This window comes from Streptomyces sp. NPDC056144, assembly GCF_042264145.1.
In the GTDB taxonomy this organism is placed as follows: domain Bacteria; phylum Actinomycetota; class Actinomycetes; order Streptomycetales; family Streptomycetaceae; genus Streptomyces.
Map to the genome: position 1 here is coordinate 614314 of NZ_JBHJVF010000001.1, position 22378 is coordinate 636691.

At 70.5% G+C, this 22378-nt stretch carries 15 protein-coding genes and 4 pseudogenes; 16 read left to right on the forward strand and 3 right to left on the reverse strand.

Annotated elements, in window-relative coordinates:
• Positions 1-74: 74 nt before the first annotated feature.
• The 12 genes and pseudogenes from ACFC0Z_RS02705 (at position 75) to ACFC0Z_RS02760 (ending at position 17112) form a co-directional block, all read left to right on the forward strand.
• On the forward strand, positions 75-1043 hold the full coding sequence (locus tag ACFC0Z_RS02705) for an NADPH:quinone oxidoreductase family protein (protein WP_376431987.1): 969 nt from the start codon (positions 75-77) through the stop codon (positions 1041-1043).
• Positions 1040-2221 carry an acyl-CoA dehydrogenase family protein gene (locus tag ACFC0Z_RS02710; protein ID WP_376431989.1) on the forward strand — a complete coding sequence of 394 codons (1182 nt, stop codon included), beginning with the start codon at positions 1040-1042 and terminating at the stop codon, positions 2219-2221. The genes ACFC0Z_RS02705 and ACFC0Z_RS02710 overlap by 4 nt, the downstream gene beginning before the upstream one ends.
• Positions 2218-3378: an acyl-CoA dehydrogenase family protein gene (locus ACFC0Z_RS02715; protein ID WP_376431991.1), complete on the forward strand. Its 1161-nt coding sequence runs from the start codon at positions 2218-2220 to the stop codon at positions 3376-3378. The genes ACFC0Z_RS02710 and ACFC0Z_RS02715 overlap by 4 nt, the downstream gene beginning before the upstream one ends.
• An 89-nt stretch (positions 3379-3467) precedes the next feature.
• Entirely contained in the window at positions 3468-5084 is a 1617-nt protein-coding gene (locus tag ACFC0Z_RS02720; RefSeq protein WP_376431993.1) for an ABC transporter substrate-binding protein, read from the forward strand.
• Entirely contained in the window at positions 5081-6073 is a 993-nt protein-coding gene (locus ACFC0Z_RS02725) for an ABC transporter permease (RefSeq protein ID WP_376431995.1), read from the forward strand. Before ACFC0Z_RS02720 ends, ACFC0Z_RS02725 begins: the two co-directional genes overlap by 4 nt.
• Complete coding sequence (locus tag ACFC0Z_RS02730) at positions 6066-6902, forward strand: ABC transporter permease (RefSeq protein ID WP_376431997.1); 837 nt, start codon at positions 6066-6068, stop codon at positions 6900-6902. The genes ACFC0Z_RS02725 and ACFC0Z_RS02730 overlap by 8 nt, the downstream gene beginning before the upstream one ends.
• Before the next feature lie 5 nt (positions 6903-6907).
• On the forward strand, positions 6908-7915 hold the full coding sequence (locus tag ACFC0Z_RS02735) for an ABC transporter ATP-binding protein (protein WP_376433426.1): 1008 nt from the start codon (positions 6908-6910) through the stop codon (positions 7913-7915).
• Positions 7908-8570, forward strand: a complete 663-nt coding sequence (locus ACFC0Z_RS02740; protein ID WP_376431999.1) for an ABC transporter ATP-binding protein — start codon at positions 7908-7910, stop codon at positions 8568-8570. Before ACFC0Z_RS02735 ends, ACFC0Z_RS02740 begins: the two co-directional genes overlap by 8 nt.
• Before the next feature lie 138 nt (positions 8571-8708).
• Positions 8709-8903, forward strand: coding sequence for a hypothetical protein (locus tag ACFC0Z_RS02745; RefSeq protein ID WP_376432000.1), 195 nt, complete (start codon positions 8709-8711; stop codon positions 8901-8903).
• 78 nt (positions 8904-8981) lie between these two features.
• Positions 8982-9242, forward strand: a pseudogene (locus ACFC0Z_RS02750) (hypothetical protein); the annotation flags it as partial.
• Positions 9243-9922: 680 nt separating this feature from the next.
• On the forward strand, positions 9923-16531 hold the full coding sequence (locus ACFC0Z_RS02755) for a polymorphic toxin-type HINT domain-containing protein (protein WP_376432002.1): 6609 nt from the start codon (positions 9923-9925) through the stop codon (positions 16529-16531).
• 50 nt (positions 16532-16581) lie between these two features.
• Positions 16582-17112: a hypothetical protein gene (locus ACFC0Z_RS02760; RefSeq protein WP_376432004.1), complete on the forward strand. Its 531-nt coding sequence runs from the start codon at positions 16582-16584 to the stop codon at positions 17110-17112.
• A gap of 234 nt (positions 17113-17346) precedes the next feature.
• On the opposite strand, the gene ACFC0Z_RS02765 is transcribed toward ACFC0Z_RS02760, so the two are convergent.
• Positions 17347-17490, reverse strand: a complete 144-nt coding sequence (locus ACFC0Z_RS02765) for a hypothetical protein (protein ID WP_376432006.1) — start codon at positions 17488-17490, stop codon at positions 17347-17349.
• A 191-nt stretch (positions 17491-17681) separates the two neighbouring features.
• On the opposite strand from ACFC0Z_RS02765, the pseudogene ACFC0Z_RS02770 reads away from it, so the two are divergent.
• The 4 genes and pseudogenes from ACFC0Z_RS02770 to ACFC0Z_RS02785 all read left to right on the forward strand — a co-directional run.
• A pseudogene (locus ACFC0Z_RS02770) lies at positions 17682-17976 on the forward strand (PadR family transcriptional regulator); the annotation flags it as partial.
• A gap of 290 nt (positions 17977-18266) precedes the next feature.
• Positions 18267-18541: pseudogene (locus tag ACFC0Z_RS02775) on the forward strand (IS3 family transposase); the annotation flags it as partial.
• Between the two features lie 244 nt (positions 18542-18785).
• Positions 18786-18935, forward strand: a pseudogene (locus tag ACFC0Z_RS02780) (site-specific integrase); the annotation flags it as partial.
• Positions 18936-19313: 378 nt separating this feature from the next.
• Positions 19314-20903 carry a hypothetical protein gene (locus ACFC0Z_RS02785; protein WP_376432008.1) on the forward strand — a complete coding sequence of 530 codons (1590 nt, stop codon included), beginning with the start codon at positions 19314-19316 and terminating at the stop codon, positions 20901-20903.
• Positions 20904-20960: 57 nt separating this feature from the next.
• Here the strand turns inward: ACFC0Z_RS02785 and ACFC0Z_RS02790 are convergent, their stop codons facing one another.
• Together ACFC0Z_RS02790 and ACFC0Z_RS02795 are read right to left on the reverse strand one after the other, a co-directional pair.
• Entirely contained in the window at positions 20961-21761 is an 801-nt protein-coding gene (locus tag ACFC0Z_RS02790; RefSeq protein WP_376432010.1) for a VOC family protein, read from the reverse strand.
• A 111-nt stretch (positions 21762-21872) separates the two neighbouring features.
• A complete protein-coding gene (locus tag ACFC0Z_RS02795) occupies positions 21873-22373 on the reverse strand; it encodes an NUDIX hydrolase (protein WP_376432012.1) in 501 nt (166 codons plus the stop codon).
• Positions 22374-22378: the final 5 nt, after the last annotated feature.

Sequence of the window (22378 nt, forward strand, 5' to 3'; positions counted from 1 at the left end):
GACCCATTCCGCCAGGAGCAAGCGACCGCTTAGTATGCCGTCGACCGACCACCCGGTACGGAGGAGGCCCCCGGATGCAGGCATGGCGTGTGCACGAGAACGGCGAACCCGGCGAGGTCATGCGCCGCGAGGAGGTGGAGCCGCCCACCCCCGCCGACGGCCAGGTCCTCCTCAAGGTCCGCGCCGCGAACGTCAACTTCCCCGACGCGCTCCTCTGCCGAGGCCAGTACCAGGTCCGGCCCCCGCTGCCCTTCACCCCCGGCGTCGAGGTCTGCGCCGAGACCGGGGACGGCCGCCGGGTCCTGACCACGGTCGCCCTCCCGCACGGCGGCTTCGCCGAGTACGCCCTCGCCGACGCGGCCGGGCTGCTGCCCGCGCCCGAGTCGCTCGACGACGCCGAGGCCGCCGCCCTCCACATCGGCTACCAGACCGGCTGGTTCGGCCTGCACCGCAGGGCCGCCCTCCAGGAGGGCGAGACCCTCCTCGTGCACGCCGCCGCCGGAGGCGTCGGCAGCGCCGCCGTCCAGCTCGGCAAGGCGGCCGGCGCCACCGTCATCGGCGTCGTCGGCGGGCCCGAGAAGGCCGCCGTCGCCCGCGCCCTCGGCTGCGACGTGGTGATCGACCGGCGCTCCGAGGACGTCGTCGCGACCGTCAAGGCCGCCACCGGCGGCCGGGGCGCCGACGTGATCTACGACCCGGTCGGCGGCGAGGCCTACCAGCAGTCCGCCAAGTGCGTCGCCTTCGAGGGCCGGATCGTCGTCGTCGGTTTCGCGAGCGGCACCGTCCCCGCCCCCGCCCTCCACCACGCCCTCGTGAAGAACTACACGATCCTCGGCCTCCATTGGGGCCTGTACGCGCAGAAGGACCCGGCCGCGATCGCCCGCTGCCACGAGACCCTCACCGCCTACGCCGCCAAGGGCCTCGTCAAGCCCCTCATCGGCGAGCGCGTCCCCTTCGCCCGCGCCGCCGAGGCCGTCCAGCGCGTCGCCGACGGCACCACCACCGGACGCCTGGTCGTCCTCCCGGAAGGGGCCGACGCGTGATCGACGCCGCCGAACTCCGCGAGCGCACGCGCACGTTGCTCGCCGAGCATCCGCCCGCCACCACCGACCGCACCGACTTCCTGCGCGCCCGCTTCGACGCCGGACTCGCCTGGATCCACTACCCCACGGGTCTCGGCGGACTCGACGCGCCCCGGGCCCTCCAGGCCGTCGTCGACACCGAGCTCGCCGCCGCCGGCGCCCCCGACAACGACCCGCGCCGGATCGGGATCGGCCTCGGCATGGCCGCACCGACGCTCCTCGCGTACGGCTCCGACGAGGTCAAGCGCCGCTTCCTGCGGCCCCTTTGGGTCGGCGAGGAGGTGTGGTGCCAGCTCTTCAGCGAGCCGGGTGCCGGGTCCGACCTGGCCGCGCTCGGCACCCGCGCCGTCCGCGACGGCGAGGACTGGGTGATCGACGGGCAGAAGGTGTGGACGTCCAGCGCCCACGTCGCCCGCTGGGCCATCCTCATCGCCCGCACCGACCCGGACGTCCCCAAGCACCGGGGCATCACGTACTTCGTCTGCGACATGACCGACCCCGGCGTCGAGGTCAGGCCGCTGCGCCAGATCACCGGCGAGGCCGAGTTCAACGAGGTCTTCCTCACCGGCGTCCGCATCCCCGACGCCCACCGCCTCGGCGAGCCCGGCGACGGCTGGCGGGTCGCGCAGACCACCCTCATGAACGAGCGGGTCTCCATCGGCGGAGCCCGTATCCCCCGCGAGGGCGGCATGATCGGCAAGGCCGCCGCGACCTGGCGCGAACGCCCCGGGCTCCGCACCCACGAGCTCCACCGGCGCCTCCTCGACCTCTGGGTCGACGCCGAGGTCGCCCGCCTCACCGGCGAACGGCTCCGTCAGCAGCTCGTCGCGGGCCAGCCCGGCCCCGAGGGTAGCGCGATGAAGCTCGGCTTCGCCCGGCTCAACCAGGCCATCAGCGGCCTGGAGGTCGAACTCCTCGGCGAGGAGGGGCTGTTGTACGGGGAGTGGGAGATGCGCCGACCCGACCTCGTCGACTTCACCGGACGCGACGCCGGATACCGCTACCTCCGCTCCAAGGGCAACTCCATCGAGGGCGGCACGACCGAGGTCCTGCTCAACATCGTCGCCGAACGCGTCCTCGGCCTCCCGCCCGAGCCCCGCAACGACAAGGACGTCCCCTGGAAGGACCTCGCCCGATGACCGGACCGACGGACCAGCTCGACCAGCTCGACCAGCTCGATCTCCTCTACTCCGACACCGAGGAGGACCTGCGGGCCGCCGTCCGCGCCCTCCTCGCCGACCGCGCCGGACACCAGGAGGTCCTGGCCCGGATCGAGACGGACAGCCCGTACGTCCCCGGCCTCTGGAAGGCCCTCGCCGGAGACATGGGCGCCGCCGGCCTCCTCGTACCCGAGGAGTACGGCGGGCAGGGCGCGAGCCACCGGGAGGCCGCCGTGGTCCTGGAGGAGCTGGGGCGCGCGGTGACCCCGGCCCCGTACCTCACGAGCGCCGTCGTGGCCACCGAGACCCTGCTCGCCCTCGCGGGGGAGAGCGCCCCGGCCGCCGGGCTCCTCGGCGGCCTCGCGGGCGGCGGCACGGTCGCGGTGCTCGCCGTCCCGCTGACGGCCGCCCCGGACGCGGACCTGCCCGGCGAGAGGGGAGCGGTCGCCGAGGGGGGAGCGGTCACCGAGGCGGGAGCGGTCACCGAGGCGGGAGCGGTCGCCGACGCCGTCGCCGCCGACGTCCTCCTCGTGCCCCGGCCCGACGGCCTGTACGCCGTCCCGGCCGCCGAGGCGGCCGTCGTGCCGGGCACCCCGCTCGACCTCACGCGCCCCCTGGCCCGCGTCACCACCGAGACCGGCACCGGCACCCGGCTCGCCGGACCGGACGAGGCCCGCGCGGCCGTCCGCCGGGGGCTCCTCGCGGGTGCCGGACTGCTCGCCTCCGAGCAGCTCGGCCTCGCGGCCTGGTGCCTGGAGGAGGCCGTCCGGCACACCCGCGAGCGCCACCAGTTCAACCGGCCCGTCGGCTCGTTCCAGGCGCTCAAGCACCGCATGGCCCAGCTCTGGCTGGACGTCGTCGGCGCGCGGGCGGCGGCCCGCGCGGCGGCCGACGCCCTCGCCACGGGCAGCCCGGACGCCCGGCTGACGGTCGCGGTGGCGCAGGCGTACTGCTCGAAGGTGGCGGTCCGCGCCGCCGAGGAGTGCGTCCAGCTGCACGGCGGCATCGGGATGACCTGGGAGCACCCCGCCCATCTCGCCCTGAAGCGGGCCAAGTCCGACCAGCTCGCCCTCGGCTCTGCGGGCCGGCATCAGGACGTGATCGCGGGTCTTGTCGGCCTGCCCGCCCCGATGTAAGGGGCCCGCTGCGTCCGCACCCCTTTACGTACTGTTTAATTGCAACTTGTTCGCAATAACAGTTGATCTCCAAAAGGGGTGTGGACGTCATGACCGCCCGATCCATCCGCCGTACCGCCACCGTGCTCCTCGCGGGCTCCGTGGCCCTGACGGCGGCGGCCTGCTCGAACCCCGGCTCCACCGCCGGCGGCTCCGCGGGACCCAAGGATTCCGCGGTCGTCGGCATCGCCTACGAGCCCGAGACCCTCAGCCCGCTCCTCGGCTACGGCAAGGACGGCAACTCCAAGATCTTCGACGGGCTCCTCGCCCTCGACGCCGACCTGAAGCTGAAGCCGGCCCTCGCCGCGAAGCTCCCGCGGGTCAGCGCCGACGGCCTCACCTACACGTACGAGCTCCGCGACGGCGTCACCTTCAGCGACGGCGTCCCCTTCACCGCGAAGGACGTCGTCTTCACCTACCGGACGATCCTCGACCCGAAGACGAACAACGCCTCCCGCACCGAACTCGACGCGGTGAGGAAGGTCGAGGCCGTCGGCGACAAGACCGTCGTCTTCACCCTCAAGTACCCCTACGCGCCCTTCGCCGAGCGCACCGTCCACGCCATCGCGCCCGAGCACGTCGCCGCGAAGCAGGACGTCAACACCGGCGCCTTCACCACCAGGCCGATCGGCACCGGCCCGTACGTCCTCACCGGCTGGTCCAAGGGCGAGAAGCTCACCTTCAAGGCCAACCCCTCCTACTGGAACGGCGCGCCCGCGGTGAAGAAGTTCACCATGGCCGTCGTCAAGGACGACGACGTCCGCGCGACCCGGCTGCGCGCCGGAGACCTCGACGGCGCCATCCTGCCGCCGAACCTCGCCGCCGGGTTCGAGAACGACAAGGCGAAGACCACGTACGCGGCGAAGACCTACGACTACCGCACGGTCACCCTCCCCAGCCACAACAAGGTCGCCGGAGACACCGCCGTCCGCCGCGCCCTCGACATCGCCGTCGACCGCCAGGCCATGGTCGACCAGATCCTCGAAGGGGCCGGAAAGCCCGCCTACGGCCCCGTCCCCACCGACAGCCCCTGGTTCGCGAAGGGCACCGAGCGCCGCCACGACCTCGCCGGGGCGCAGAAGATCCTCGACGAGGCCGGCTGGAAGCCCGGCCCCGACGGCGTCCGCGTGAAGAACGGCGTCCGCGCCGCCTTCCCGCTCTGGTACCTCTCCGGCGACAAGCTCCGCCAGGACCACGCCCTCGCGTACGCCTCCGACGCCAAGAAGGCCGGCATCGCGATCACCGCGCAGGCCGGCACGTGGGAGGTCATCGAGCCGCGGATGAAGACCGACGCCGTCCTCGCGGGCGGCGGCTCGCCCGGCGACCCCGACTTCGACCAGTACCTCCTGCTGAAGTCCTCCCTCGCGGGCGACGGCTTCAACAACATGGCCTGGTACGACAACAAGACCGTCGACAAGGCCCTCGAAGAGGGACGGAAGACCGACGTCCCGGCCGAGCGGAAGGCCGCGTACGACACCGTCCAGCGCGAACTCGCCAAGGACCCCGGCTACACCTTCCTCACCCACATCGACCACCTGTACGTCGTGAACGACCGTTGGGACGGCCTGAGCACCCAGGTCGAGCCGCACGACCACGGCCTCGCCTCCGGCCCCTGGTGGAACGTCGAGTCCTGGAAGCCGAAGAGCGGCGGAGAAGCGAAGAAGTGAGCCGCCGCCTCCCCTGGGGGGCCATGGCCCGGATGACGGGACGGCGCGCCCTCGCCGCCGTCCCCGTCCTCCTGACCGTCACCCTCGCGGTGTTCGCGGTCGCCGCCGCCTCCCCCTTCGACCCCGTCAAGGCCTACGCGGGCACCGCGGGCCTCACCGCCTCGCAGGAGAACCTCGACCAGCTCCGCGCCAACCTCGGCGCCGACCAGGGCTTCCTCACCCGCTGGTGGGACTGGCTCACCGCCGCCGTCACCGGCGACCTCGGCGACTCCACCGTCATGCGCATGCCGGTCGTCGACGTCATCACCGAACGCCTCGGCTGGTCCGTCCTCCTCGCCGTCAGCGCCTTCCTCGTCGCCATCGTGCTCGGCACCCTCCTCGGCGTCCTCGCCGGCCGCCGCCGCGGCGGCCTCGTCGACCGGACGGTGACCTCCGCCGCGTACACCCTGGAAGCCGCCCCCGCCTACTGGCTCGGCCTCCTCGCGATCTGGGCCTTCGCCCTCCAGCTCGGCGTCCTGCCCGCCGGCGGGCTCACCGACACGGCCAGCGACACCGTCACCGCCGACCAGGTCGCCCGCCACCTCGTCCTGCCCGCGCTCGTCCTCGGCCTCTCCCAGCTGCCCTGGTTCTTCCTGTACGTCCGCCAGGGCGTCGGCGACGCCCTCGACGAGGACCCCGTACGCGGCGCCCGCGCGCGCGGCCTGCGCGAACGGACCGTCCTCACCAGGCACGCCCTGCGCTCCGGCATGCTGCCGATGCTCACCCTCGTCGGCTCCCGCGTCCCCGAGCTCATCACCGGCGCGCTCCTCGTCGAGACCGTCTTCAGCTGGCCCGGCATCGCCGCCGCCACCGTACAGGCCGCGACCGCCGTCGACTTCCCGCTCCTCGCCGCGCTCACGGTCCTCGCCACCGCCGCCGTCCTCCTCGGCAACCTCCTCTCCGACCTCCTGTACGGACTCGCCGACCCGAGGGTGGGCTTCGATGGCTGACCCGCGCACCCACCGCCTGCGCCTGTGGAGCTCCGCCGTCACCGTCGGCCTCCTGCTCCTGGCCGTCGTCCTGGTCCCCCTGTTCGTCCCCCTGGACGAACAGGCCGTCGACCTCTCGCGGAAGCTCCTGCCGCCCTCCTGGGACCACCCCTTCGGCACCGACGACCTCGGCCGCGACCTGCTGCTCCGCTGCGTCTACGGCCTGCGGATCTCGCTGCTCGTGGGGCTGGTCGCCGCGCTCGTCGCCACCGTCGTCGGCACGGCCGTCGGCGCCGCCGCGGGCGCGCTGGGCGGCTGGACCGACCGCACCCTCATGCGGATCGTCGACACCTTCTCCTCCGTGCCGCACCTCCTCCTCGGCATCTTCGTCGTCGCGCTCTTCCGGCCCGGGGTCTGGCCCGTCATCGTCTCCGTCGCCGTCACCCACTGGCTCTCCACCGCTCGGATCGTCCGGTCCGAGGTCCTCTCCCTGCGCACCCGGCCCTTCGTGGACGCGGCCGTGTCCGGCGGCGCCTCTCGGTGGCGGGTCGCCGTCCGGCACCTGCTGCCCGGGGTTCTGCCGCAGGCCGGTCTCGCGGCCGTCCTGATGATCCCGCACGCCATGTGGCACGAGTCGGCCCTGTCGTTCCTCGGACTCGGCCTGCCCAGCCACCAGGCGAGCCTGGGCAACCTCGTCCAGAACGCCCGCTCCTCGCTGCTCGCCGGCGACTGGTGGCCGACCCTCTTCCCCGGCCTCCTCCTGATCGTCCCGACCCTCGCCATCGCCGGCCTCGCGGGCGTCTGGCGCGACCGCCTCAACCCGCGCCGCCGATCGGAGCTCATGCTGTGAACGCTGTGAACGGGAACCTCCTGCGCGCCCTGGACGCCGTCGCCGCCGAACGCGCCGAGGACGCGCTCCTCAGCGTCCGCGGCCTCACTGTCCGCTTCCGCCTGAGCGGCGGCCGGAGCGTCGCCGCCGTCAGCGACGCCGACTTCGACCTCGCGCCGGGGGAGTGCCTGGCCCTCGTCGGCGAGAGCGGCTGCGGCAAGTCCGTCCTCGCCTCGGCCCTCCTCGGCCTCCTCCCGGGCAACGCGGAGACGAGCGGCACGGCGACGCTGGCCGGCGGGGACCGGTCGACCGACCTCCTGGCCGCCGACGAGAAGACCCTCGCCCGGACCGTACGAGGGCGGCGGGTCGGGCTCGTGCCGCAGAGCCCGGCCGCCCACCTCACTCCCGTACGGACCGTCCGGTCCCAGCTGGAGGAGACCGTACGGGCCCTCACCGGGACCGCGCGCCGAGGGCGGCGGCGGGCGGCCGAGGAGGCCGCCGAGCGGGCCGCGTTCCCCGCCGGGCACCTCGACCGGTACCCGCACGAGCTCTCCGGGGGGCTCGCCCAGCGCGCCGCCACCGCGCTCGCGCTCGTCGGGGACGCGCGGCTGCTCCTCGCCGACGAGCCGACCACCGGGCTCGACCGCGAACTCGTCGACCGGACCGTGGACGAGCTGCGGCGCCACGTCGACGAGGGCCGGGGGCTCCTGCTCATCACCCACGACCTCGCCGCCGCCGCCCGCGTCGCGGACCGCGTCGCCGTCATGTACGCGGGCCGGATCGTCGAGATCGCCCCCGCCCACCGCTTCTTCGGGGCCACCGGACCCCGCCACCCGTACGCCCGGGGGCTCCTCGACGCCCTCCCCGAGCGGGCGTTCACTCCCATCCCCGGGATGCCGCCGGAGCTCTCCGACCTCCCCGAGGGATGCGCCTTCGCCCCGCGCTGCCCCCGGGCCACCGACCTCTGCGCCACCACCCGCCCCGAGCCGCGCGCCGGGGTCGCCTGTCACCACCCGGAGCAGTCCCGTGCTTGAGCTCGACTCCGTCACCGCCGGATACGACCGCCGCGAGCCCGTCTTCCGGGGCGCGTCGCTCACCCTCGCACCCGGCGAGTCCGTCGGCCTGCTCGGACCGAGCGGCTGCGGCAAGTCGACCCTCGCGCGCGTCGCCGCGCTGCTGCACCGCCCGGACGCCGGACGGCTCGTCCTCGACGGCGTCGAGGTCCGGGCCTGGCGGCACCGGGCCCCGCGTGAGCTCCGTACCTCCGTCGGCGTCGTGTTCCAGCAGCCGCGCACCGCCGCCGACCCCCGCCTCACCCTCGCCGACCTCGTCGCCGAGCCGCTCCGCGCCACGGGCCGCAAGGGCGAGGCGGCCGACCGGCTCGCCGAACTGGCCCCCGCTGTCGGCCTCACCCCCGACCTCCTCGGCCGCCGCCCCCACGAGGTCAGCGACGGGCAGCTCCAACGCGCCTGCCTGGCCCGCGCGTTGACGCTCCGCCCGCGCTGGCTGATCTGCGACGAGATGACGGCGATGCTCGACGCGTCCACCACGGCCGCCCTCGTCGCCGCCGTCGAGCGCTACCGCGCGGAATCCGGCGCGGGCCTGCTCTCCGTCGGCCACGACCGCACGCTGCTGAACCGCTGGTGCGACCGCACGGTGGAGTGGACCGACTGCCTGCCCGCCGCGTAGCGCCCGGAGCCGACCCGGATCTCACCCGGATCTCACCCGGATGGCCGCCCCGCCATACGCCCGGACGGACCGCCCATTCCGCCACACTGTCCGCCGAACGCCGCAATTCCGGTGCGGCGACGGAGGGACGTGAAGGCGATGGCCGTTTCCATTTCTGTGCTCGTGCTGCTCCTCGTACTGGCGGTGATCTTCATGCGCAGCGGCGGGCTCAAGCTCACCCACGCGCTCGTCTGCGCCCTGCTCGGCTTCTTCCTCGCCGGTACGAGCATGGCCCCGACGATCCACAACGGTGTCGCCGCCACCGCCAACGTGGTCTCCGGCATCCAGCCGTGACGATCATTGAGTGATCGTCAAGTGCCATGAAAAGCATGGCAGTTGCATGTACTTCTCGGGGCCCCGGACCTAGCGTCTGCCGACGGCGCCGGCAGCGTCACCTACCCCTGGTCCGGCCCGCTCGGCCGCGACCCGAAGGTGACCAGCGAGCAGATCGCCGCCGTCGGTGGCGAGTGCGCCACCGTCACCTTCGACAGCGCCGGCCGGCTCGTCACCGTCTGCGGCACCTTCACCGACTTCCTGCTCAAGCTGCTTGACCCGCGCACCCTGGCCACGCTCGCCGAGTACAAGCTGCCGCAGCGCTCCTCCACTGTCGAGGCCGTCACCCGACTCGAATTCGAGACGCGGTCGATTCTCCCCAGCCGCTCCCCAACGGCCTGCATGCCGTAGCGGAAGATGGGCGGGGTGGATGCCGCCCGCTCGCAGGGTGCTGGGCTGCTCGATCGGAGTCCAGCAGCTTCTTGGTCTGCTGGTGGTACAGGAGTTCCGAGGTGCTGGCCTGCGGAGATGTTGCCGCTGATGCTCCCGGCTAGCTAGCTAGCTAGCCCTTCGAAGTTCGTCGGCCGACAGTTCCAACTGCATGATCAGATCTTCTGTCCACATGAGTTCACTGGCACCGTCCTGCACCGCCCGGGAGATGATCCACGACGGCGTGCGCCGCAGGGAACGGATCGCCTCGTTCAGGATCGGGCGCTCACGGTCGGGCAGCGCTGTCGCAGCCGGCAAGGCTGGGGCGTTAATTTGCGGAGAAGAGTGCCGCAAATCACTTCGAAAGCTGGATCTGCCGCTGCCACTTTGCGGGACCTTTGCGAGTTTTTTGATGATTCTTCTCTCTGTACGTTCAATGCGTGCACCAAGCAACGGTGCGTCAGGAACCAGTAGACAGAGGGATCATGACGATTCACACACCCGCTCCACAGGAGCGGGATCGGCCTTGGACTGGGAGGAGCCTGCGGCACATCGCCGGCGGCCTCGCCTTGGTCTTAGCCATCACTACACTCAACGGCGCCGGTTCCGCCATGGCTCAGCCGCGGAAGGAGCCCGCAGCCGAGCTGAATCAGGAAGTGGTGACGCAGGCAGCTGACATCGCATCGGCGCGCGTGGCCGCGAAGCTGTCCGGCAAGAGGGTCGAGGCGCTCTCCGAACGGACCGAGACGGCGACTACCTGGGCCAACAAGGATGGCTCCCTCACCACCGAACTGGCCGCCGGACCGGTGCGCTTCCAGGACTCCGCCACCGGTTCCTGGCGCGACGTGGATGTTGATCTGGTGGCCCAGGCTGACGGCTCGGTCGCTGCCAAGGCGCATCCAGAAGGTCTGACTTTGGCAGGGAAGGCGGGTGTGCCCGCGCATTCTCTGCGCGCGGCCCAGACCGCTGCCGCCACTGACCTGGTCACCCTTGGCCAGGGTGACGAGCAGATCACCCTGCAGTGGCGGGGAGGATTACCCTCGCCCCAGCTGGACGGCACGCGTGCTACCTATGTGAACGCGGTGCCCGGAGCGGATGTGGTGGTCGAGGCCACGCGTACCGGCTTCGAGCAGTTCGTCGAGGTCAAGCAGAGGACCTCCGCCGACGGCTTCTCCTACACGCTGCCGCTGAAGGCCAAGGGGCTGAAGGTCGAGCAGCAGGCCGACGGCAGTGTGCTGTTCACGGACAAGAAGTCACAGAAGACCGCGACGATGCCGGCCCCGGTGATGTGGGATGCCACCGTCGACGACGTCTCCGGGGAGCACACCCGCCGTGCCAAGGTCGCGATGAAGGTCGCCAAGACCAAGGGCGGCGTCGATCTGGTCGTCACTCCGGACGTGGCCTTCCTCACCGACCCCGCTACCAAATACCCGGTCACTGTGGACCCGTCCACATCATCGCTGGGGAACCTGTTTGACACCTACGTCCAGCAGGGCGAGACCGTCGACTGGTCCGCCGACACCGAGCTCGACCTCGGCAATCCCGGTACCAAGAACGCCGACGGCACCTACCGCATCGCCCAGTCGTACATCACCTGGAACACCGCGCCGGTCTCCGACGCCCTGGTCTCCAGCGCCACACTGAGCCTGTGGAACTTCCACTCCGGGAACACCGACTGCACCGCGCAGCCGTGGGAGGTGTGGACGGCGAACAACGCCTCCACCGCCTCCCGTTGGACGAACCGGCCGGCCATGGTGACCAAGATGGCCACCTCCACCCAGACCAGAGGAAACGCGGGCTGCTCCACGCAGCCCGACGGGTGGATCAACGCCGACGTCACCGACCTGGTCCAGCACTGGGCGAACAACAAGTGGTCCCACTCCGGCATGGGACTGAAGGCCACGGACGAGAACGACATCAAGGAGTGGAAGCGGGTCAACTCCGCCAACGCCGCCTCGAACGTCCCCAAGCTGACCGTCACCTACAACTACCGGCCGCGCACCGGCACCAAGCAGGAGGCCGGCCCGCCGTACTTCTCCTACAGCGGCGCCTACGTCGTCAACACGCTCACGCCGACGCTGCGTGACACCTTCGTCGACGCCAACGGTGACAAGGTCAACGGCACCTTCCAGATCTTCGACAACGCCACCAACACGCAGGTCGGTGACGTCATCGTCTCCCCGTGGGTGAACTCCGGACAGGTCGCCTCCGTGACCGTCCCGGCCGGTGTGCTGACCAACGGCAAGACGTACAAATTCCGCACCTCCCCGTACGACGGAGCGCACTACAACCTGGGCTGGTCGGCGTGGAAGACCTTCACGGTCGACACCGCCGCACCGTCCGCCCCCACCGGCATCACCTCGACGGACTACCCGTCCACCGCGTGGGTCAAGGGCGCGGGGCAGGCCGGAACCTTCACCGTCACGCCGAACGGCACCGACCACAACTGGCTGGAGTGGTCACTGGACGGTGTGACCTGGACTAAGGTCGCCACCGGTGGCTCCACCGCTGCCAAGGCCCTCTCGGTCACCCCGCCCAAGGACGGCACCCACAGCCTCCAGATACGCCAGGTGGACAAGGCCGACAACAAGTCCGAGCCGGTCGAGTACACCTTCCACGCCGGCCCCGGCGGGTTCGTCCAGCCCAGCGAGGGCGAGCGCACCGCCCGCCGTCTGCCGCTGGTCGCCGAGGCCGACGGCGGCAAGTACGACAAGGTCTCCTTCTCCTGGCGTCGTTCCGAGGCCGACGCCTGGGTGACGATTCCGGCCGGCCAGGTCTCTTCCGGCGGCACCCCGCTGACCACCTGGCCAGTACCGCTCAGCGGTGGCAGGAACAGCCCGCTGGTGTGGAATGCCACGGACACGGTCGATCCCGACGGCACCATCCGGATCAAGGCCGACTTCACCGGACCCAACTCCGCGACCGGCAGCACTCAGCCCCTCGCCGTCGTCGTCGACCGCAACGCGTCTGGTGCCGCGGTGGACGAGATCGGCCCGGGTTCGCTGAACCTGCTCACCGGTGACTACAGCTTGCCCACCACCGACACGACACACTTCGACCTGTCGGTGACCCGCACCGCGTCCTCCCGCAAGCCGGACGCCGGGGCGCAGCAGACTGGTCAAGCGGCCGTCTTCGGCAAGGAATGGGTCTCGGGCACCGCCGCCGAAGCCACCAACTCCGACTACTCACACCTGCGGAGGATTTCCGACACGGCCGTGGCCGTGGTGGATCTGGAAGGCGAGGAGACTTCCTTCACCGCGAACGCGGCCAAGAACGGCTGGATACCGGAGCCCGGATCGGAGGATCTGACGCTTACTGGAAGCGTGACCGGCAGTTTCACCCTCTCCGATACCGAGGGTACGGTCACCGAGTTCACCAAGCCGGACCCGTCGGCGACGACCTGGCAGGTCTCCAGCGCGTTGCTGGACGGCATGGCACAGACCACGACGACCGTCGTCTCCGAGACAGTGAGCGTCTCCGGCAAGACGCTGGCCCGCCCCAAGCGAGTCATCGCACCCACGTCGGCGGCGTCCGCCGCGACCTGCACCGCGACACCCGCCGCCAAGGGCTGCCGCTCGCTGGAGTTCGTCTACGCGACGACCACCACGGCCGACGCCACCACGCTCGGCGACTTCGTCGGCCAGGTGAAGGAGATCCGTCTGTGGTCGACCGACCCCGGGGCCGCCTCGGCAACCTCCAAGGCGGTGCATACCTACCGGTACGACGGGGCGGGTCGGCTCACCGAGACGTGGAACCCTCTGATCAGCCCTGCGCTGAAGACGCGGTACGCCTACGACACTGCGGGCCGCGTCACTCAGCTCACCCCGCCCGGTCAGCTGCCGTGGACGTTCACCTACGGCACGGCGGGCGCGGGCAGCGCGGTCGGTGACGGCATGCTGCTCAAGGCGTCGCGGCCCGCGCTGCGGCAGGGCACCCTCGATGTGATCGAAGGGACGTCTGCCACCAGCATCGTCTACGACGTGCCGCTGACCGGCACCACTGCCCCCCACAAGATGGGCGCCGCCGATGTGAAGGCGTGGGGCCAGACAGACGACGCGCCGACCGACGCGACCGCCGTGTTCCCCGCCGACGTCACCCCGGCGTCGAACGCCGGCAGTGCCCTGTCCGCCACGTCCTACCAGCGTGCAGACGTCACCTACATGGGTGCCTCGGGCCGTGCGGTGAACGCCGCCACGCCCGGCGGGCACATCACGACGACCGAGTACGACCGCTTCGGCAACACAGTCCGTGAACTGACCGCGGCCAACCGGGCCGTGGCACTCGGCACGAGCGTCGCGGACCGTGCGATGCAGGCCGAACTGGGTATCGCCTCCCGGCCCGCGTCCGAGCGCGCCGACCTGCTCACCACCAAGTCCGTCTACAACGACAACGGAACACGGGAGTTGGAGGAGTTCGGCCCGCTGCGGCGCGTCGACCTCACCGCCGATCTGAAGTCGGGCACCACCACCCTGGTGACGGCCGGTACCTCGGTCGTGGCGCGCAGCTGGACCGTCAACGACTACGACGCAGGCCGTCCCACCGACGGGACCGCCACGATCAAGGACCAGCTCACCAGGGTCACCACCGGCGCCCAGGTCCGCGAGCATCCGGGCGTCCACGCCGAGAAGCGCGTCGTCGAGACCCAGTACGACTGGGCCAGGGGCCTTCCGACGAAGTCCGTCCAGGACCCAGCCGGACTGGCCATCACCACCACAACCGAGTACGACGCCCAGGGCCGCGTCACCAAGACGTACAACACGGGCAGCACAGGGGCCGACGCGGGCGCCGTGGTGACCACCTACTGGTCGGCCACCGGAACCGGCACCTGCAACGGCCGCCCGGAGTGGGCCGACCTTGTCTGCTCCACCGGCCCGGGAGGCGCCATCACCGGCGGCGGCAGCAACCCGGCGCAACTGCCGACCACCACCACCCAGTACGACTGGTGGGGCAACGCCACGACCGGAACCGACACCGCCAACGGTGTCACCCGGACCTCGACCACCACCTACGACACAGCGGGCCGCCCCGCCACGGTGAAGATCACCGGTGGCAGCGGCCAGGCCGTCCCGGACGTCACCACCGAGTACGACCCGGCCACCGGACAGGAGATCCGCACCACGTCGCCGACGGGCGGCACCATCATGCGGGTCTACGACAAGCTCGGGCGACTCGCCTCGTACACGGACGCCGACGGCGGCAAGACCACCACCGAGTTCGACCTGCTGGACCGGCCGGTCAAGGTCGGCGACACCGTCCCGTCCACGGTCACCTTCACCTACGACCACACCGCCGAGCCCCGTGGCCTCACTACGAAGGCGACGGACTCCATCGCGGGTGTCTTCCAGGCGACGTACGACGCGGACGGCTCGGTCGTCACGGAGAAACTGCCCGGCGGGTACACCCTCACCCAGACCGAGGACACCACCGGCACTCCGGTCAAGCGCACGTATACCCGTGACAGCGATGGCACCGTGGTGATGTCCGACACGGTCACGGAGTCCGTGCAGGGCCAGACGACCAGCCACGCCGGCTGGTCGGACCAGACCTATCGCTACGACGCCGTCGGCCGCCTCGTCCAGGTCGACGACACGGTGGAGACGGTCTGCACCCGGCGCATCTACGGGTTCGACAAGCAGGCCAACCGCACGTCCCTGACCACGGCCGCCTCGACGCCCGGCATGGACTGCCCCACCAGTGGAGGAACCAGCAAGACTTCGATGTTCGACAGCGCCGACCGCATCACCGACGCGGGCTATGTCTACGACGCCTTCGGCCGCACCACCGCCCTGCCGGGCGGCGTGAGCGTCGGCTACTACGCCAACGACCTCGCCCACCAGCAGACCAGCGGTGCAAAGCGACAGACGTGGACCCTCGACGCCGCACTGCGCTTCCGCGGCTGGACGGTGGAGACCAACAGCGGCGGAACCTGGTCGCCGACTGAGAACAAGCTCAACCACTACGACGGTGACAACGACAATCCGCGCTGGATCGTCGAGAACACTGCCACCGGCGCCCTGACCCGCAACGTGGACGCCCTTTCTGGCAACCTCGGCGCGATCACCAGCGGCACCGGGGACACGGTTCTGCAGTTCACCGACATCCACGGCGACGTGGCGCTCCAGCTCCCGCTCGCCGCGGGTGAGTCCCCGATCGTCCTCGACACCGATGAGTACGGCAACCCGCGCGACAAGCAGCAGGCCGTGCGCTACGGCTGGGTGGGCGGAAAGCAGCGCTCCAGCGAGACGTTGGCCGGCTTCACCCTCATGGGCGTACGTCAATACAACCCCGCCACCGGCCGCTTCCTGTCCGTCGACCCCCAGCAAGGCGGCAACGCCAACGCCTACGAATACTGCTCGGCCGACCCGGTGAACTGCTTCGACCTCGACGGTAAGTGGGGCTGGAAGAAGCTCTTCAAGAAGGCCAAGCGCTGGGCCTGGCGCAATAAGTGGGACATCGCGCTCACTGCCGCCGGGTTCATCCCCGGCCTCGGTGCAGCAGCCTGGGGCTACCGGGCCTACCGCGGCTACCGAGCCCTGCGCGCCGCACGCACCATCGCGCGCAGCTGCCGCGGTAACTCCTTCCTGCCCGAGACACCGGTGGTCATGGCCGACGGCAGCACCAAGTCGATCAGCCAGGTGAAGGTCGGGGACCGGGTCAAGGCGGTCGATGAGATCACCGGCGAGACCAAGGTCTCTCCGGTCTCCGACGTGATCGTCGGCCACGGCACCAAGGACCTCGTCACCCTGTCCGTGGACGCGGACGGCAACGGCCGGTCGAAGAAGATCACCGCGACCGCCGGCCACCCCTTCTTCGTTCAGGGGCGCGGATGGGTCGACGCGGTCCAGTTGACCCCTGGCTCACGCCTGACCAACTCGGACGGGAGCACTCCGAAGGTCACGGCCACCGAGCGCACACAGGCGGTTCGCACCGTCTTCAACCTGACCGTCGCCGGTACCCACACCTACTTCGTGGTGGCTGACGGGAAATCCGCGCTCGTCCACAACTGTGCTCGCCGTATTCCCAAGAAGCGGGGCTGGATGGATCTGCGCACACCGACGAAGTTCAAGTCGAAGGCGCAGGCGATAGCGGCCGCCAGGCGTGATGCCCGACTGGGCGGGCGCTGCCGCTACCGTGGAGTCTGTTCCTCGGGCAACCACGTTCACGTGGACTACTTCAACAAGAGCGGGCGCATCTCGCACACTCGCCACTACAACTGGTGACGGGGCGACATGGACAGAAAGCCGAAGACGAAGGAAACGGTACCGAGCACATGAGTATCCCTGCCGCGCTGAATGAGCTCGTGGCTTCCTTGACCGAACACGCCAAGGTGATGTCTGGTCAGGAAGTCGCACCTCAAAGGGCTGTCGAGGCCACCGAACGGGTGCGGGTCGCTGCAGCGCGTTACTCCGACGCCATCTTCCAATCATCGGGATGGGGAAGCCCCTTCTCCGACCTGTTCGAGGACGAGGAGAACGTTGAGGGCACGGAAGACGACGAGTCCGATGACAGCTCGGTGTCCGGAGACGTCGAGCGCGTCAGCGTCACGGGCCGCTGGGACTTCGTCGTGACCAACCAGGAGGAATGGTTCGCGCACGTCACCCAGAGGCTGGCCGATCTGGGTGCCGGTGACTGTGCCGTGGAACTGGGCAGTGCTGCTCAGGCGATGCACGAGCTCCTCACCCACGAAGATCCCTTCCACGACCACACTCGCCACGGACTGGCGGACGGCGGTCAGGAATGGGAGATCGAACAGATCCCGAAGACACTGTCCGAAACATCGGATGAGGAGTATCGGGACTGATTCGCCTCCGACGCCAGCAGCGTCGGAGGACGAGGACGCCGACGTAGGAAGCGGACGATGAACGTCGGGGCGGCCAGAATTCCTTGGCCGCCCCGATGCGTGTCGGCGGGTGCGGCGTCGACCGGTCGCTCCGGTCCCGTCGTGCCCGCATATGTTGGGAGGGTCCGGAGACCAGAAACCAGATATCCGGACGGGGTCGGGGATAGCGAAGCACCGGCTGTCCAAGAAGGGCCGTTACATGACCTTGGCGACGACAGGCGTCGTCGCCGTGGCGGGTTCCGGGGCCGTGGCGTAGACCTCCATGGCGGCCACCGTGTGACCGGCGCAGCGGACGCACATGGGCCGGGCGTTCGACGCGTGCACGGCGCCCTCGCTCACCGCGATGAGGGCGAAGAAGAACGCCCACCTACTACGCCGGTGTCGTCGTCTACACCGGCGGCAAGAACCGCGGCTGCTCCCAGTCCCACCTGACTCGCCGGGTTCGTTCTCGCGTGACCCTCGGCGGGGCGGGCGGCATCATCCGCGGGGACGTCATGGGCACGTAGGCCGACAGTAGGGTCCTGGCCGCCATGGCCGGCTCCCATGACCGAGTGGCTGCTCAGCTGCGCAGGGGAGCTCCGGAGTACTGCGTGTTCGCACTGATGCGGGACCGACCTCGCTACGGCGTGGAGCTGATCCGTGCCCTGGAGGAGTCGGATGCCCTGGCCACCAGCCAGGGCACTGTCTACCCGCTGCTCTCCCGGCTCCGCCGTGACGACCTGGCCGCCACCACCTGGCAGGAGTCCGCCTCCGGACCGCCCCGCCGTTACTACGCGCTCACCGACGGTGGCCCGTGCCGCGCTCGACGAGTTCGCCCAGGTCTGGCTTGCCTGTCGAGTACAAGCTCACGTACACAGCCCGGTACGGGCTCAAGCGCAGAGATCGACTTGCTCCAACTGGAGTACACGCGAAGGCTGCCGAGGCCATCCGATCTGGAAGTGTGCTGACCGCGCCGAGTGGTCAAGGGCGCCTGCGGCGTCGCTGCGCGATGGGCTTCGCCTACCCTGGACAACTCGTCCCGATCCGAGGCTCGGCGGGCTATCGGATGGCCCCGGACGAGTGGCGTTCGGCTTCTGCATTGTGGCTTGTACGGGGTTCTGCAGATGAGCTTGTACGCGGGCACGTCGCTGCGGACGTGGGTGCGTAAGGGCGACGCCCACGCTGTGCCCGGACGCCGTGACAAGGGCGGCGAGGCGGAGGAGCTGGCCCGGCTGCGGGCGGAGAACGCCCGGCTGCTCAAAGCCGAGAAGGAGTGGCAGCTCGAGCGGGAGATCCTGCGCCCGGCGGCCGCGCATTTCGCTCGGGAGGTGAAGTGAGCCCTCGCCGCTGGGACTTCATCTCCGACCACCGCGCTGACTTCGGCGTCAAGTGGATCTGCTGGGTGCTCGGGGTGTGGCCCTTCGACGCCGGGCACCGCCCGGTCCGCCGGCCTAATGCCGCCCACAACACCGCGCGCGGCCGCAGGGGCACCACCGTACGGCGCCCCGGCGCTGTTCATCGGTGCGGCGGAGGAGACGATGAAGGTGATGGCTCCCCTGGACGACCACGCCTTGAACCACGCTTCCGCGATCCCTTGGTGGCCTACACCCTGAACGTGGCGGGCCTGACGGCCTGACGCACACAGGGCAGCGTGCTCCCGATGGCTGGGCCACTCCAGCCCGACCATCACCCTTGACCACTATGCTCACTTCATGCCCGAGGCCGGTGGAAAGGGGCGCGCTGCGGTCGACGCACTGCTTGGCGTGGTGCCTGAGCGAACCCCAGAAGTCCTCACCCTCACCTGAGAGAACGGGTGGCACGGCAGACGCTGTGCCACCCGTTCTCGTTGTATGGGCTGCGCGACATCGAGCAGCCGCATGTCAGCTCGGCCAGCACTCTGAGTGACGGCCGCAGTAGCAGTTCGGCTTCTGTCTGGCCGTGAAGGGGAGCAGAGCCGCAGGCCGGTCAGTCAGTCGTTCACTCTACAAGGTCGCGCATTCTCCCCAGATTCTCCCCAGGGCTCCGGGGTGCCGCATTTCGACGAGCTCTCCAGCCCTCCGACCTTGATCGTTTCAGCATCGTGAACGGGCCTGGAACGCAGAGCGATGCCATGTACATCTCACGCACTCGGGCCTAGCGTCGGCCGTCGGCGCGACACAAGTCAGGACCCCCGAGGAGCCGATTTGACCAGCCCACCGCCCCGCAGACGAGCACGCGCTTTCGCGCTGATCGCCGCGCTCGCGGCGACCGTCCTGGCGGGTTCCGCACCCGTGGCCCAGGCCGAGGAGATCCCACTCGCCCCGGGCCACAGACTCGTCGACCACTACGACGGCGCCCCCGCCACCGCCCGGCCCGTGCCCGGCACGGCCCCCGTCCAGCACCCGTACCTCGCGCCCAACGGGCGCAGCGGCATGCACGCCGACGGCGCCGGCAGCGCCACCTACCCCTGGTCCGGCCCGCTCGGCCGCGACCCGAAGGTGACCAGCGAGCAGATCGCCGCCGTCGGCGGCGAGTGCGCCACCGTCACCTTCGACACCGCCGGCCGACTCGTCACCGTCTGCGGCACCTTCACCGGTTTCCTGCTCAAGCTGCTCGACCCGCGCACCCTGGCCACGCTCGCCGAGTACAAGCTGCCGCAGCGCTCCTCCACCGTCGAGGCCGTCACCCGCCTCGACTTCGAGAAGATCTTCAAGGACACCTCGGGCGGCGCCTACTTCTACCTCGACAACGAGGACCGGGTCGTCCTCGCCGACTCCCGGCAGCACGTGCTCCGCATAGCCCACCGTCAGAAGGCGGACGGGGCCTGGGAGTTCGTCGTCGAGAACGACTGGGACCTGACCTCCCTCGTCCCGCACGACTGTGTCAGCTGGACCAACCTCTTCCCCAGCGGAGTCTGCGACCCCGTGACCTCCGTCATGCCCGACTGGGACGGCCGCATCTGGTGGGTGACCCGCCTCGGCCGCGTCGGCACCGTCGACCCGGCGACCGGCGCGCTCCGCGTGATCCGCCTGGACGGCGAGGAGATCCAGAACTCCTTCTCGGTCGCCGATGACGGCGTCTCGATCGTCACCGACCACGCCCTCTACAGCTTCCGCGCCGCCGCCGACGGCACCCCGCGCGTCCAGTGGCGCGAGACGTACGACCGGGGGACCGGCACCAAGCCCGGTTCCGTGAACCAGGGTTCGGGCACCACCCCCGACCTGTTCGGCGACCGGAGCCAGTACGTCGCGATCACCGACAACGCCGACGACCGCATGAACGTCCTCGTCTACCGCAGGGGCGTCGACGTCCCCGCCGCCGAGCGGCTCGTCTGCAAGGTGCCGGTCTTCGGCTCCGGGGCGTCCACCACGGACAACTCGCTGATCAGCTGGGGCAACAGCCTCGTCGTCGAGAACAACTACGGCTACGAGAACCCGAGCACGCTCACCTTCGGCCGCAGCGTCGTCGGCGGCGCGACCCGGATCGACGTCCGCGCCGACGGCAGCGGCTGCGACACCGTCTGGCAGAGCGACGTCCGCTCGCCCTCCACCGTCCCCAAGCTCTCCACCGCGAACGGGCTGCTCTACTTCTACGAGAAGCGCCCCAACGCCCTCGGCATCGACGCCTGGTACCTCACCGCCGTCGACTTCCGCACCGGACAGCGGGCCTTCACCCGCTTCACCGGCACGGGATACGCCTACGACAACAACTGGGCGCCGATCACCATCGGCCCCGACGGCACCGCGTACGTGGGGGTCTTCAACGGCATCGTCGCCGTCCGCGACGGAGCCTGACAGCAGCCTGACGCGTGAGGGCGCGGCGCCCCCCGGGGGGAGCGCCGCGCCCACCGCTCACGCCAGCTCGGGCATCTCGCCGACCGTCGTCTTGACGTCGATCACGGCGAAGACCGCGCCCTGCGGGTCGCGGAGCGTCGCGAACCGGCCGAACGGGCTGTCCATGGGCCCGAAGAGCTTCGTTCCCTTGAGGGCCTCGGCCTTCTGCACGGCCGTGTCGCAGTTGTCGACGGCGAAGTACACCTGGATGTGGGCGGGGATCTCCGGCGGGAAGTCCTTCGCCTCCATCTTCATCCGGCCGAGGACGGGCTGCTCGCCGCCCAGGTCGAAGACCTTGTAGTCGATGTGCTCGTCCGTCATCTTCTTCGTGTTGTACCCGAAGACGGAGGTCAGGAAGGCGTCGGACTTCTCCGGCTCCCGCGTGAAGACCTCGGCCCAGACGTACGAGCCGGACTCGCCCTCCAGCTCGAAGCCCACGTGGTCGCCCGCCTGCCAGACGCCGAAGACCACGCCCGTCGGGTCCTGCGCGATGCACATCGACCCGAACGTGCCGACCTGCATCGGGTCCATCAGGACCGTGCCGCCCGCCGCCCGGATCTTCTCCGCCGTCGCCGCGACGTCAGGCGAGGCGAAGTACAGACACCAGGCCGACTGCGGCTCCCCGTCCTGTCCGGGCATCGGCGGGACGACGGCCGCGACCGCCTTCCCGTCCTTGTACGCCTGTGTGTAGTTGCCGTACTCCGACGATGACTCGCCGAAGGTCCAGCCGAGCACGTCGCCGTAGAACGTCTTGGCGCCCTCGACGTCGGTGAACATCGCGTCGGACCAGACCGGTGTGCCTGCGGGTCGTGAGGCCATGACCGTAACTCTCCCTCGTGCGTTCGACTGCTCGATCTCGACATCGGGTCTTTCTGACACGCTAACCACGCCCGCCGCACCCCGCTCGGTGACACGGAGTGACGGCGACGCTCAGTCGGCGAGACGGCTCATCGCGTAGCGGTGGAACGGGCCGTCCGGGACCGCGAGCGTGGGCCGCCACATCCGCAGCACCTGGGCCGAGGGCAGGAACAGCCCCTCCGGCAGGTCCTCCGGATCCGTCCACTCCCAGCGCACGATCTTCTCCGGCTCGGCGACCGCCGGCGTGCCGGAGAAGCTCCGCACCACCGTGGCCACGGTCATCCGGGTCAGCTCCGCCGAGGTGACCGAGTCCAGGATCAGCCCGAGCACCTCCACGTCGGCCGCGTCCGCGACCAGCGTCGTCTCCTCCGCCAGCTCGCGGGCCGCCGCGCTCTCGACGGACTCGCCGGGATCCACCTTGCCGCCCGGCAGCTCCCACACCCCGGAGGGGTCGAGCCCGAGCAGCACGCGGCCCGCGCCGTCGACGACGATCACCCCCGCGCCGAGCGAGGCCTGCGCGGACGGCGGCCGGACATTGCGGAGAGCGGTCGAGGCGTGGTCTTCGGTCGTCATGCCCC

Excerpts from the sequence above, each read along its gene's own strand:
- ACFC0Z_RS02705 (WP_376431987.1), top strand. The coding sequence starts at position 75 with ATGCAGGCATGGCGTGTGCACGAGAACGGCGAACCCGGCGAGGTCATG.
- ACFC0Z_RS02745 (WP_376432000.1), top strand. The coding sequence starts at position 8,709 with ATGGCCGTTTCCATTTCTGTGCTCGTGCTGCTCCTCGTACTGGCGGTG.
- ACFC0Z_RS02790 (WP_376432010.1), bottom strand. The coding sequence starts at position 21,761 with ATGGCCTCACGACCCGCAGGCACACCGGTCTGGTCCGACGCGATGTTC.
- ACFC0Z_RS02720 (WP_376431993.1), top strand. The coding sequence starts at position 3,468 with ATGACCGCCCGATCCATCCGCCGTACCGCCACCGTGCTCCTCGCGGGC.
- ACFC0Z_RS02715 (WP_376431991.1), top strand. The coding sequence starts at position 2,218 with ATGACCGGACCGACGGACCAGCTCGACCAGCTCGACCAGCTCGATCTC.
- ACFC0Z_RS02730 (WP_376431997.1), top strand. The coding sequence starts at position 6,066 with ATGGCTGACCCGCGCACCCACCGCCTGCGCCTGTGGAGCTCCGCCGTC.
- ACFC0Z_RS02795 (WP_376432012.1), bottom strand. The coding sequence starts at position 22,373 with ATGACGACCGAAGACCACGCCTCGACCGCTCTCCGCAATGTCCGGCCG.
- ACFC0Z_RS02760 (WP_376432004.1), top strand. The coding sequence starts at position 16,582 with ATGAGTATCCCTGCCGCGCTGAATGAGCTCGTGGCTTCCTTGACCGAA.
- ACFC0Z_RS02755 (WP_376432002.1), top strand. The coding sequence starts at position 9,923 with ATGGCTCAGCCGCGGAAGGAGCCCGCAGCCGAGCTGAATCAGGAAGTG.